The organism is Bacillus altaicus, from assembly GCF_042136375.2.
Classification (GTDB): domain Bacteria; phylum Bacillota; class Bacilli; order Bacillales; family Bacillaceae_G; genus Bacillus_A; species Bacillus_A cereus_U.
In genome coordinates this window covers 2,156,967-2,169,557 of sequence record NZ_CM143394.1, presented here as the reverse complement: position 1 = coordinate 2,169,557, position 12,591 = coordinate 2,156,967, and the positions used below count along the sequence as shown (strand labels likewise).

Sequence of the window (12,591 nt, the reverse complement as noted above, 5' to 3'; positions counted from 1 at the left end):
TGTTTGAAAAAAAGGATAAAGAGGGCCACTCTGCCTCCGTCTCCCTTATACCTTATCTATTATTCACATTCATACCGGTAAATCTCCTTACCATATCCTCTATCAATTACTAAAAGTTCATTTGGATACAACGTCTTATGCTCCATTCCTACCTCTTCCTCTGTAATAAACATTCCATCAATAATCATCCCAACTACTTGCGATTCTTTCGCTACAAATATAGATTTCGATCCTTTTTTCGCTATTAATGTTACAGATTGCACAGTCTTTCTTTCTGCTCGGAATGGAATGCCAAAATAGTGCTTCCACCATTTATTTTTAAGTAACTCTGGTTCAGATTGATAAAGCCAATCTTTCGCTACTTCTTGATCCCATTCGTAATATAGTAATGCTTTCCGATGAAATCTCGGACGAACAATCCATCCTAAAATAATAATTCCTACTATTAAAAGTAATAAAGTGATAGGAATTACAAATTTAAAAACGAGCGCATACTTCTCAAAAAACGGCGCATTTTCAATGTGCAGTACAATCTTTTCCTTTACTTCTTGTAATTTTGAATCATTGATCGTGATGGTAGCCTCTACGGTGCCGGTATCTGTAAAATTGAATGTGTCGGAGTAATAAGGTCGAGGATAAACATAAACTTGACTACCATGCTGTTTTAATTCATAGTTGATCGATTGATTCGATGTGACACCAGTAGATTTTAATAATTTCTTTACAGCCTCTTCTGTCATCGGTTTACCATTTAACTGTGGCTGTAAAATAAATGGTTTACTATTTTCTAAATTTGTTACCTTTTCTTCATAATCTTTCGTAACAGCTTGAAGTGTTAATTTTGGTTTTTCAGCTGGTTCAATCTTGAATTCTTTCGTCTGTCTATAAAATCCCTTTATATTCATATGGACTTTCCCGCGTACTAACTCTTTACCAACCTTTGTCTCGTAATAAAACACATGTCTTTTATCATCCCACTTCATCGGATACTGCTTTCCGTCTATTTCTACTTCTGCTTCGAAATAAGAAGTTTGAATTGGTAATTCAGTAGGTTTCGCTTCAATAACAGCTGTCACACCTTCATACATTTTCTCAACATTTTTTCTATCTTTATCATCTTTGTCATACGTAGAAACAGTATAATTAAGCGCTGGTTCAACAAGTACTTGTAATCCCTCTTTCTCAATGTCCTGATCCACTTCTATCGTATATGTCCCTGGCTTAATCACTTCCTGATTCGCTGTACTTACATGCACTATATTTCCGAATAATTTAGCTTCTCCGGGTGCATGTATAGAAAAAGAAGACTGCAATTGTAACGGTTTGGAAAGTTGCATAACTTTATAATTAGACAAAGAAGGTGATTGTCGTACAAGCGTCATACGCTTTAATGGAAACGGTGTTGTAATCTCTACTTTTTTCCCTACTATTTTCGTTTTGACAATCGATTCAACAGAAGAAAATGGATCACGATTTGCAACTAATGCTGCCACTTGATTCACACTTTGTACAATACCATCCTCACCGCTAGACGGCATGACAACTCCATTCATTTCTTTTTTCCAAATCTCTTTAAACGTATTTAACTGCAGCTTCTCTTGCTGCCCTAAATCCTCTTCCATCGTGATTAAGACTGGGTGTAAAGAGATCTTTTTAAAATCCATCTCTTTCTTAAACTGTGCTAACTTCTGTGTAATTTGTTCTTTTCCGCCAATCTTATCTTTCTCCAAATCATTAAATGCCCCGTCAGTTAATACAATAAGCCAAAATTCACGTTTCCCATCTATATCTGCTTCCTTCTTTATAGATTGCATCGCCGTTTCTACTGCGCTAAATGGAGTATTTAAATATGTTTTCCACGCGCCGATTCCATTAATTTCTGTTTGCCTTTGATCCTTTGTTAACGAAATGTTTAACGGATCATTTGGCTTACTCATTGGAACGTAAGAAAATTTATCTTTCTCATCTAATAGCGCAACTAAACTTTGCAAGGCGTAATTGGCATACTTCCAGCGATCGTTATTTCTCATGCTGCCCGAATCATCATATACAAGTGAAACGACCCTTTCCTTTACCTCCTCTCCTTTTGCAAAAGCTGAAAAAGGTAAACATATAAATAGAAACAACATGAACGTGGCACAAATTCGAATTTTCATGATGAGGCTTCGCCACCTTTGTAGACAAATTCCTATGTTTAAATTTATGAGGGGAAACAAGATATATGACTTGTATTTTAGGACAACGAACGCACCATAACTTTATTATGTAAATAGATATATAACTTGGTAATATTCCTTCTAGCATTTTCTATCCAATTATATAGGTAAAAAAGCCTGTTTAAGCTCCATCCTCAAAACAGACTTTTCCTACTTTTAAAACTGAAAACTCTTAACAAAAAGTTTGATTATTAATTAGCACATCACTTCAATTGTATATCCTCCAGGTGCTTCAACATAAAACGTATACGCATGTGCATGTTTAGGAGGTTCGACTGGAAATCCGTCTTCCTTCAATCTTTGATTAATTTTATTAACTTGTTCTTCATTTTCTTGTGGAAATCCTACATGAAATGTTTTTGGATAATGAACTTCTTTTCCCTTCATTAAGGTTAATATAAACCCATCATTATCACGCATAACTGCGAAGCCATTTCCTGTTGTTCCACCACAAGTTAAACCAAAATACTTTTCTAAAAATTCTCTAGCAGCTGTTACATCTGTAACTGTTAAATTAAGATGATTAATTTTCAATTCGCTCACCTTCTTTCTTAATTTTCTAACATTTTATCATATAAATAAAAAACACGCCTTTCACAGCGTGTTTCATTGCTTCACATATACCTCAACAATTGGATTATCTTTATTATCTGCATGTAAACGTATATTCTCTTCACCCGTATTATAAATGCTAGCTACCAGCATAACTGTTAACAAATTAGGTATTTTCGCATCACTCCCATATTTTCGTTCAAGAGCTTCTGTATATTCAAAATCCAAATCTCCTTGCACATATGTATACACTTCAAAACCATCTTTTAAATTACATACGACCGTATCAATAATATCCGCCCCTACTTGTTTCTTTATTTCCCCCCGCAATGCTTCAATAAATTCTTCCCAAGGAACTTCGTACGTCTGAAATTGATCTGTAGATTTCATTTCTCTTCCTCCTCGTTATGTATCCTGTTCGTATATTTCCCCTTTCGTATAACAATTATGATAGATAGGTCATTCGTACAAGCCGCACTTGTCCTGCTTACATATCGTATTACGGTAATAAGGAAGGAGGAAAGAACATGCATAGAAAAAGATGTTATGATACATGCCAACGTTATTTCGGTAAAGTTGTTCGAATTGAAGATCGTGATGGTCGCGTTCACTTAGGCAAAATAATCGATGTAACAAATGATTCTGTTTGGATTGAACCAATGCAGCAGCGCTCATCCTTTGATACAGGGTTCGGATACCATAACGCATATTCAAACGGCGGATGTGATATTTGCGGTGGTATTAGCAGATGTGATAACTGTGGATTTGGATGCGGTGGTGGATTCAGTGGTGGATTTAGTGGCTGTGGGTGCGGTGGTCGTGGGTGTAATAGTTGTGGCGGTGGCGGCTGGGGCCTTGAACTCGGATTTGGCTTTATTTTTGGAATTACTTTGGCTGCATTATTTTTCATCTAACATAGTAAAGAGTTGACTATCTTTAGCCAACTCTTTTTCTCTATTTTTCACATATAAAAATGCGATGTCCTAAAATATGTTGATACACAAGCAGTACTTGTTCGTGTTGCACCCACGCTTCATACAATTCTTCGGGAATAAACGGTGATACATTCCACTCTGGTTCTTCCATATGTCCTGCAACTGTTTCTGCAATAGTTCCGCCACCCGCAATTGTAATTCTTTTAAAATTTGCTGCTTTAAATAAATGAATCCACTCATTCTCAGTTAATAATTCTTTCATACCATATAACCGTCCAATCTTTTCTTCCTCTTTCTTCTCAATATGTTTTTCGGTAATCATTTCAATGACAACAAGCTTTCCATCCTTTTGTAATACACGATAACATTCCGAAATAACCTTTTCTTTATTTGTAAAAGCGAGTATAGATTCTCCAAGTACAAGCTCAAATGAATCATTTAAACACGGTAATCCTTCTACATCGCCTTGAATCAATTGTATATTCAAACCATCAAACAACCATCTATCTTTCGCTTTTTGAATCATAATTTCATTCTTTTCAACCGCTGTCACTTTATAACCCAATTCTTTTTTCATATACGCCGCTGTTTTCCCCGTGCCGCAACCTATCTCAAGGACACTAGCTCCATGTCTAAGTGGCAATTGAGATAATAATTGTTTTGTTAACGTAAAACCACCGGGATGAGCACTCCCTATTCCGTAGTAAGCTAGAAAATCGATGTATGTGTTTCGTTTCATGGGATTCTCCTTCAAGTTTTCTATAATACATATATTCATCCATAAAAAAATAGTGCAAAGAAAAAAAACATTTTCAAGTGCTATAATACCGCAACTTGAAAATGCTTTTTTCTTTTATTATTTCTCTTCTACATACGCCCATTTGAAACTATATTCCGGACTAATATTATGTTTCACAATTCCCTTTACATTTGGTTGCATAACATATGCTTTAGCACTTTGATATAAAGGTACAAGTGCTACATCTTCTTCAAGTAACAATTTCTCTGCCTTCCCTAACTCTGCCCAACGTTTTTTTGCATCAGCCATTAATTCTGTCTTACTTTTATTAATAATGTCATCATATTTTGAATTTGAGTAGCTCATTTGGTTCTGCGAATTTTTTGTTTCAAACATATCAAGATACGTCATCGGATCCGCATAATCTGGATTCCAGCCACCATATGAGAAATCATAATCTTGATCTGATTCTAATTTTAGTTTTTGCTTAAATGGTTGAAGTTTAATATTTACTGTTACACCTTTTAGATTCTTTTCAATTTGATCTTTCACGTACTCCCCAACTTTTTTAGCATTACCAGTATCATAATTTAATAATTCAATTGTCACTTGATCTTTTCCAAGTTCTTTTTTCGCTTCTTCCCAAGCTGCTGCTGCCTTTTTGGAATCTTGTTTTAAACCATTCTTGAATGTTTCCGCGAAATCTTTACCGTCTGGTCCACTTGCTAAACCTTTTGCTACTAAGTAATCAACTGGTTTTGAACCATCATTTAAAATTACATTAGTTAAACCCTTCTTATCAACCGATAATGCAATTGCTTCACGTAATTTTTTGCTCTTTAACGGTGTATCTTTCCCACCACGTTTTTGATTTAGACGTAAGTAAAACGTACTTGTTTCCGAATATGCTCCAAACTCATCTTTTTTATTTCTATACTTATCAACGAATTCTCCTGATAAAAGTGCGAAATCAATTGCACCTGTATCATATAAATTTACCCTTGTAGCTACTTCTTTTACTACACTATAATTAATTTCATCTAGTTTTACGGTCTTTTTATCCCAATACTGGTCATTTTTCTTCAATTTCCATCCTTGCTCATGCTTCCAATCAGTAAGCACAAACGGTCCATTATAAACTGTCGTATCAGATTCTAAACCGTATTTATCTCCTTTTTCTTTTACGAACTTTTCATTTAATGGATAATACGATGCGAATGCCATTAAATTTAAGAAGTATGGAACTGGTCCCTCCAGTTCAACTTCAAGCGTATAATCATCTACTGCTTTTACACCTAATGTAGAAACTTCTGCTTTCCCTTGATTAATTGCTTCAGCATTTTTAATATAATAAGCAATAAATGCATACTCAGCAGCTGTTTTTGGATCTACTAGACGTTGCCATGCAAATACGAAATCTTTCGCTGTTACAGGATCACCGTTTGACCATTTTGCATCTTTACGTAATTTGAATGTATATTTTTTACCATCCTCACTTTTTGTGCTAGATTCTGCTACAGCTGGGATTGGCTTATTATCCTTATCAAGACGATATAAACCTTCCATCGTGTTTCCTAAAATTTGTGAACCAAGTGTATCCGTACTTTTTGAAGTATCCATCGTTGGAATTTCATTTGTTTCTGTGCGATTTAATACTTGTTTTGCTGCGTATTTAATATCGGAGTTTTTCTCTTTCCCACTATTAGACGTTGTAGTAGTCGTCTTCTCCCCACCAGATCCAGAACATGCCGTTAACGCCATGCTCATTGCTAAAACTGGTGCTACAACCGCCGTGAACTTTTTCATCTTTTTCTTCATTCTTGTACCCTCCCCAATTATATGTACGAAACTAACTTTGAGAGATTTTCTGCTAACTTTATTTATCAGAAAATTCTTATTAATTAATATTCTACTATTTTTTGGAGTTTTGTAAAGTATTTTTAAGAATATTCTAAAAGTTTATTTTTTTATGATAGTAACTTGTTATTTTACTATTATATGAATAATCCCCCATCTACTATATGTAAACATACCTCCTCTTATTCTTCTCTATTACTAAGTTCTATATTTTTCTCATCAATATGAAATCTCTGCTATCATTTATCTATCCAATTGTTGAACTCTTTTCTAATTTCCTACAGTAGAATTTTAAAAGTAACCTCAAAATTTCCATGTGCCTTATTCTCCTATTCATACAAAAAAAAGCATTTCAAAAGCATATTAGCCACTTTTGAAATGCTTTCATGTTATTTCTTTCCGCCATCCTCAGTTACATACGCCCACTTAAAGCTATATTCTGGACTGATGTTGTGTTTCACAATTCCTTTTACATTCGGTTTCATTACATATGATCTTCCTGTTTGATATAAAGGTACTAATCCAGCATCTTCTTCAAGGAATAATTTTTCTGCTTTCCCTAACGCTTCCCAACGTTTCTTCGGATCAGACAGTAATTCATTACCTGCTTTTTGTACCATTTCATCGTATTTCGGGTTTGAATAACTCATTTGGTTATATGGGCTCTTCGATTCAAACATATCAATAAATGTCATCGGATCCGCATAGTCTGGACTCCAACCTGCATAAGAGATTTCATAATCTTGCGCTGATTCTAATTTTAATTTTTGTTTGAACGGCTGAATTTTCGTATTAATCGTTACACCTTTTAAATTTTTCTCAATTTGATCTTTAACATAATCAGCAATCTTTTTCGCAGTTCCATCATCATAGCTTAGTAATTCAATTGTAACTTGATCTTTTCCAAGTTCCTTTTTCGCTTCTTCCCATGCAGCTGCTGCTTTTTTCGTATCTTGTTTCAGACCATTTTTAAACGTATCTTGATAATCTTTACCGTCAGGTCCTGTCGCAAGCCCTTTTGGAACCAATTGATCTGTTGCTTTTGATCCATTATTTAAAATAACATTTGCTAAACCTTTTTTATCAACTGATAATGCAATTGCTTCACGAAGTTTTTTACTCTTTAACGGTGTATCTTGTCCGTTACGCTTTTGATTTAAACGTAAGAAGAATGTACTTGATTCTGCATACTCACCGTATTCATCTTTATTCGATTTGTATTTATCTACAAACTCTCCTGATAGTAGTGTGAAATCAATTGATCCTGTATCATATAAATTTACTTTCGTAGCAACTTCTTTTACTACACTATAATTAATTTCTTCTAATTTCACAGTCTTATTATCCCAATATTTATCATTTTTCTTCAACTGCCATCCTTGTTCATGTTTCCATGAAGACATAACGAATGGCCCATTATACACCGTTGTATCTGCTTCTAAACCAAACTTATCTCCTTTTTCTTTTACAAACTTTTCATTTAATGGATAGTATGACGGGAATGCTAATAAATTTAAGAAGTACGGTACCGGTTTTTCTAATTCTACTTCTAGCGTGTAATCATCTACCGCCTTCGCTCCTAATTCAGTTCCAGGTTTTTCACCTTTATTAATCGCTTCTGCATTTTTAATATAGTAGGCAATAAACGCATATTCCGCCGCTGTGTTTTTATCAAGTAAGCGCTGCCATCCGTATACGAAATCTTTCGCTGTTACAGGATCTCCATTTGACCATTTCGCATCTTTACGCAGTTTAAACGTATATTTTTTACCATCTTCGCTTTTCGTACTTGATTCTGCAGCAGCTGGAATAGGCTTATTATCTTTATCAAGACGATATAACCCTTCCATTGTGTTCCCTAAAATTTGTGCCCCTAACGTATCAGTGGATTTAGAAGTGTCCATCGTCGGAATTTCTTGGTTTTCCGTACGATTTAATACTTGCTTCGCTGCATATTTAATATCAGATTTTTTTTCTTCCCCACTATTAGATGTAGTAGTCGTTTTCTTCTCTCCACCTGACCCAGAGCATGCTGTCAATGCAACGCTCATCGCTAAAACTGGTACTACAACTGCTGTTAACTTTTTCATCTTTTTTCTCTTCATTTTTATACCCTCCCCAATTATATGTACAATACCAACCCTTGAGAGACCCCTTGCTAAGGATTTGCTTTTCAGAAAATTATAACTAATATTATTCTACTCTATTTTCCGCGTTTGTAAATAGTTTTATTTTAAATATTCAGATTTTTCCTTCGTAATTTAGTATGATTTATCCCTCATCTACTGTATTTACATACTATACCCCTTATTCTTCTCTATTTAATTACACTAAAAAAAGCATTCCAAAAGTAGATTAGCTACTTTTGGAATGCTTTTTTAAATTCTATTATTTCCCGTCTTTCTCGGTTACATAAGCCCATTTAAAGCTATACTCTGGACTAATATTATGGTGAACAATGCCTTTTATATTTGGTTGTAAAACGTAAGCATCTCCACGCTGGTATATAGGTACAAGCGCTACATCCTCTTCAAGTAATAATTTCTCTGCTTTTCCTAGTTCTTCCCAACGTTTTTTCGCATCATTCGTTAATTCACCGCCCGCTTTTTTGATCATTTCATCATATTTCGGATCAGAGAAGCTCATTTGGTTATGAGAATGCTTAGAATCAAACATATCTAAGAATGTCATTGGATCTGCATAGTCAGGTCCCCAGCCAGCAAACGAAATATCATACTCTTGCTCAGTTTCTAATTTTAGTTTTTGCTTGAATGGCTGAAGTTTAATATTTACTGTTACACCTTTTAAATTTTTCTCAATTTGATCTTTTATATATTCTCCAACTTTTTTCGCATTACCAGTATCGTAGTTTAAAAATTCAATCGTAACTTGATCTTTGCCAAGCTCTTTTTTCGCTTCTTCCCATGCTGCAGCTGCCTTTTTGGAGTCTTGTTTCAGACCATTTTTAAATGTCTCTTGGAAATCTTTACCGTCCGGTCCAGTTGCTAAACCTTTTGGTACTAAGAAATCAGCAGGTTGTGAGCCATCATTTAAAATAACAGTTGCTAAATTCTTTTTATCAATTGATAACGCAATTGCTTCACGTAATTTTTTGCTCTTTAACGGTGTATCTTGTCCACCACGTTTTTGATTCAGACGGATGAAATACGTACTCACTTGTGAATATGTTCCAAACTCATCTTTCTTATTTCTATATTTATCGACAAACTCACCATTTAATAAAGCAAAGTCAACTTGACCGCTATCATATAAATTCACACGAGTTGCTTGCTCTTTTACAACGCTATAGTTAATTTCATCTAATTTTACAGTCTTTTTATCCCAATATTGATCATTTTTCTTCAACTTCCAACCTTGCTCATGTTTCCAGTCAGTAAGAACGAACGGTCCATTATAAACTACTGTATCAGATTCTAAACCGTATTTATCCCCTTTTTCTTTTACAAATTTTTCATTTAGTGGATAATACGATGGAAATGCTACTAAGTTTAAGAAGTACGGTACCGCTTGCTCTAATTCAACTTCAAGCGTATAATCATCCAACGCTTTCGCTCCTAATTCAGTTACAGGTTTTTCTCCTTTATTAACCGCTTCTGCATTTTTTAGTGGGAATGCGATAAACGCATACTCAGCAGCTGTTTTCGGATCTAATAGACGTTGCCATGCATATACGAAATCTTTCGCAGTTACTGGATCACCATTTGACCATTTTGCATCTTTACGTAGTTTAAATGTATATTTTTTACCATCTTCACTTTTCGTACTAGATTCCGCGGCAGCTGGAGTTGGCTTATTATCTTTATCTAGGCGATACAAACCTTCCATTGTATTTCCTAAAATTTGCGAACCAAGTGTATCCGTATTTTTCGAAGTATCCATCGTTGGAATTTCATTTGTTTCTGTTCGATTTAACACTTGTTTTGCCGCTAATTTCCCCTCTGACTTGCTATCTCCACTTGAGTTTGTGCTTGTCTTTTTATCTCCGCCTGATGTAGAACATGCTGTTAGTGCCATGCTCATTGCTAAAACCGGTACTACAACTGCTGTTAGTTTTTTCATTTTTTTCTTTTTCATTTTCTGTACCCTCCCTAATTCTAAACGATATCTATTTAAGAATTTTCTGATAATTCTGTTTTTCTTTATATATTTATCAGACGATTCTTACTACTTCTTATTCTACTAATTTTTTTAAATTTGTAAAGTGTTATTATTGAAAATTTTTAAAAAATTATTTTTTTACAGTAATATTCATAAAAATTCTATATAGTTTTTTAACATCATTTTTCATCGTTACATATACACTATTTTAATAGCGTTAATTATGTTTTCTAATAAACAGACTGTAGATTGTCGTTAATAAATAATGTATATTCTAGAAATCTCTTTCCTACAAAAACAAAAAAAGCCCACTTTCTCAGTGGACTTTCTACTTTACAACGGTAAATCCCTCTTCCTAAACACTACAATTGCTAGTATGAAGATACAAAGCGCTCCAGCGGTTAAACCTATACTTACTGGCCATATATTATATGTGCCTTCAGCAATTTCTTTCGGACGAAACAATGTAAACAGGGATAGACTTCTCATCCACTCTAACTTATCACTTAATTTCCCTACCATATCTAATACGAAAAATAAGATTGTTAAACTTGCTGAATAGCTAAGCGCCTTTCTTTCATCATTACATATACAAGAAAAGAAAAATGAATAGGCACTAACTACTAAAAATATAAGCCCTCCGAATACATTTATTTTCAAAAATAATTCTTTATTTAAGTTATTATCTTTTAAAAACCAATCTGCACCTAATATACCAGCTACATAAGTAACAATTACAATTATTAGTAGCCCCAATATGAGAACAGTAGCTTGTGTAATTGCAATTTGCACTCTGGATACAGGTGTTGCTAATAAATATGCCATCGCCCCTTTATCTACATGACGAGCAATTAAATGCGTTGCAACCGTGACACAAAAAATTGTTAAAATGATAATAAACAATAGGCTATAATACTCCCCAGCTAAAAAATCCATTACATTTTGAATTGGACTTTCCATACCAACGATTTTTTTTACACTATCAGGCATGGCACTTATTAATTCATTTAACCCTTTCGCTGAAACCATCGATGGGAATATCCAAATTAATAACCATAAATAAAGAGCTGCACCAGTAGCATAGCTCAATATACTTTTTTGAGTTTCTTTCAAACTAGCTAAAAATAATTGTTTATTCATGCTTTATCCCTTCTTTCTTCTCGTAATAATGCATAAATAAATGTTCTAAATCCGTCGCTCTCGTTTGAAGTGCCGTTACATTATAGTTTGAAAGTATTTGTAAAACAGTTTGGTAGTTTCCTTGCACAATAATTGATGCCTCTCTACCTTTCACCCCTTCAAATTGCAAATCACATTGTTTAAGAGACTCGATTTCTTCTTGAGATGATACTGTTACATCTATCACCTGTCTTCTCATGCCTTGTAAATCATGAATGTTTTCAACTGTTACAAGGCAACCATCTTTAATAATAGCTACTCTGTCACAAGTTCTCTCAATTTCAGTGAAAATATGTGATGACATAAGGATTGTTTTTCCTCTTTGCTTTTCCTCTAATATTAAATCTATAAATACTTGTTGCATAAGTGGATCGAGTCCTGATGTCGGTTCATCTAAAATTAGCACTTCTGGATCATGCATAAATGCCGCAACTATACCTACTTTTTGTTTCATTCCTTTAGACATTTTTCGAATTGGTGTTTTCACATCGAATTGCAAACGTTCTATCAATTCATCTCGTCTTTTTATATCTTTTAACCCACGCATACCTTGCATCAAATTTAAAAACTCTAATCCATTCATTCCTTCAATAAAAGAAATTTCTCCTGGTAAATAGCCAACTTCTCTTTGAATTTTCGAAGCATCTTCCCAACAATCTAATCCAAAAATCGTTGCTTTACCAGCTGCTGGTTTTATAAACCCCATTAAATTACGAATCGTTGTTGATTTTCCAGCTCCATTTGGTCCTAAGTAGCCAAAAACTTCCCCTTCTTTCAATTCAAATGTAATATCAAACAAGCCTTTCCCATTTGAAAACTGTTTTGTGACATTTTGAACTGAAATCATAAGTCCACCTCATTTTTTGAAATATTTAACGTGTTATATTTCAAAATTATTGTACTCCTCATCTTTCATATTCGCAACAACTTTTTGAAATATTTATATGTCCATATTTCAAAAATATTGTTTTCAATTATTTTTTCTTGTATATTT

General features: G+C 34.1%; 10 protein-coding genes. 1 reads left to right on the top strand and 9 read right to left on the bottom strand.

What is annotated here, in order from left to right; genetic code table 11:
* Nucleotides 1-59: 59 nt before the first annotated feature.
* The 3 genes from ACE38F_RS11395 to ACE38F_RS11385 all read right to left on the bottom strand — a co-directional run bounded on the left by ACE38F_RS11395 (nucleotide 60) and on the right by ACE38F_RS11385 (nucleotide 3,158).
* Nucleotides 60-2,156: a vWA domain-containing protein gene (locus ACE38F_RS11395; RefSeq protein ID WP_375370868.1), complete on the bottom strand. Its 2,097-nt coding sequence runs from the start codon at nucleotides 2,154-2,156 to the stop codon at nucleotides 60-62.
* Nucleotides 2,157-2,411: 255 nt separating this feature from the next.
* Nucleotides 2,412-2,750, bottom strand: coding sequence for a VOC family protein (locus tag ACE38F_RS11390; RefSeq protein ID WP_215553783.1), 339 nt, complete (start codon nucleotides 2,748-2,750; stop codon nucleotides 2,412-2,414).
* 72 nt (nucleotides 2,751-2,822) lie between these two features.
* Nucleotides 2,823-3,158 (bottom strand): hypothetical protein, encoded by a 336-nt coding sequence (locus tag ACE38F_RS11385; protein WP_002066455.1) that lies wholly within the window; start codon nucleotides 3,156-3,158, stop codon nucleotides 2,823-2,825.
* Between the two features lie 137 nt (nucleotides 3,159-3,295).
* On the opposite strand from ACE38F_RS11385, the gene ACE38F_RS11380 reads away from it, so the two are divergent.
* Nucleotides 3,296-3,682 carry a hypothetical protein gene (locus ACE38F_RS11380; RefSeq protein ID WP_215553785.1) on the top strand — a complete coding sequence of 129 codons (387 nt, stop codon included), beginning with the start codon at nucleotides 3,296-3,298 and terminating at the stop codon, nucleotides 3,680-3,682.
* A gap of 40 nt (nucleotides 3,683-3,722) precedes the next feature.
* Here ACE38F_RS11380 and ACE38F_RS11375 read toward each other — a convergent pair whose 3' ends face one another.
* The 6 genes from ACE38F_RS11375 to ACE38F_RS11350 form a co-directional block, all read right to left on the bottom strand.
* Entirely contained in the window at nucleotides 3,723-4,442 is a 720-nt protein-coding gene (locus ACE38F_RS11375) for a class I SAM-dependent methyltransferase (protein WP_375370869.1), read from the bottom strand.
* 117 nt (nucleotides 4,443-4,559) lie between these two features.
* On the bottom strand, nucleotides 4,560-6,260 hold the full coding sequence (locus ACE38F_RS11370) for a peptide ABC transporter substrate-binding protein (RefSeq protein WP_375370870.1): 1,701 nt from the start codon (nucleotides 6,258-6,260) through the stop codon (nucleotides 4,560-4,562).
* Nucleotides 6,261-6,688: 428 nt separating this feature from the next.
* A complete protein-coding gene (locus tag ACE38F_RS11365) occupies nucleotides 6,689-8,404 on the bottom strand; it encodes a peptide ABC transporter substrate-binding protein (RefSeq protein WP_002185196.1) in 1,716 nt (571 codons plus the stop codon).
* Nucleotides 8,405-8,687: 283 nt separating this feature from the next.
* Complete coding sequence (locus tag ACE38F_RS11360) at nucleotides 8,688-10,394, bottom strand: peptide ABC transporter substrate-binding protein (protein WP_002185195.1); 1,707 nt, start codon at nucleotides 10,392-10,394, stop codon at nucleotides 8,688-8,690.
* Nucleotides 10,395-10,751: 357 nt separating this feature from the next.
* Entirely contained in the window at nucleotides 10,752-11,558 is an 807-nt protein-coding gene (locus ACE38F_RS11355) for an ABC transporter permease subunit (RefSeq protein WP_375370871.1), read from the bottom strand.
* Nucleotides 11,551-12,444, bottom strand: coding sequence for an ABC transporter ATP-binding protein (locus ACE38F_RS11350; protein WP_375370872.1), 894 nt, complete (start codon nucleotides 12,442-12,444; stop codon nucleotides 11,551-11,553). The genes ACE38F_RS11355 and ACE38F_RS11350 overlap by 8 nt, the downstream gene beginning before the upstream one ends.
* Between the last annotated feature and the right edge of the window lie 147 nt (nucleotides 12,445-12,591).

What these genes read in the sequence shown, in the direction of transcription:
- ACE38F_RS11355 (WP_375370871.1), bottom strand. Translation starts at nt 11,558, where the DNA reads ATGAATAAACAATTATTTTTAGCTAGTTTGAAAGAAACTCAAAAAAGT.
- ACE38F_RS11380 (WP_215553785.1), top strand. Translation starts at nt 3,296, where the DNA reads ATGCATAGAAAAAGATGTTATGATACATGCCAACGTTATTTCGGTAAA.
- ACE38F_RS11395 (WP_375370868.1), bottom strand. Translation starts at nt 2,156, where the DNA reads ATGAAAATTCGAATTTGTGCCACGTTCATGTTGTTTCTATTTATATGT.
- ACE38F_RS11375 (WP_375370869.1), bottom strand. Translation starts at nt 4,442, where the DNA reads ATGAAACGAAACACATACATCGATTTTCTAGCTTACTACGGAATAGGG.
- ACE38F_RS11365 (WP_002185196.1), bottom strand. Translation starts at nt 8,404, where the DNA reads ATGAAGAGAAAAAAGATGAAAAAGTTAACAGCAGTTGTAGTACCAGTT.
- ACE38F_RS11385 (WP_002066455.1), bottom strand. Translation starts at nt 3,158, where the DNA reads ATGAAATCTACAGATCAATTTCAGACGTACGAAGTTCCTTGGGAAGAA.
- ACE38F_RS11370 (WP_375370870.1), bottom strand. Translation starts at nt 6,260, where the DNA reads ATGAAGAAAAAGATGAAAAAGTTCACGGCGGTTGTAGCACCAGTTTTA.
- ACE38F_RS11360 (WP_002185195.1), bottom strand. Translation starts at nt 10,394, where the DNA reads ATGAAAAAGAAAAAAATGAAAAAACTAACAGCAGTTGTAGTACCGGTT.
- ACE38F_RS11350 (WP_375370872.1), bottom strand. Translation starts at nt 12,444, where the DNA reads ATGATTTCAGTTCAAAATGTCACAAAACAGTTTTCAAATGGGAAAGGC.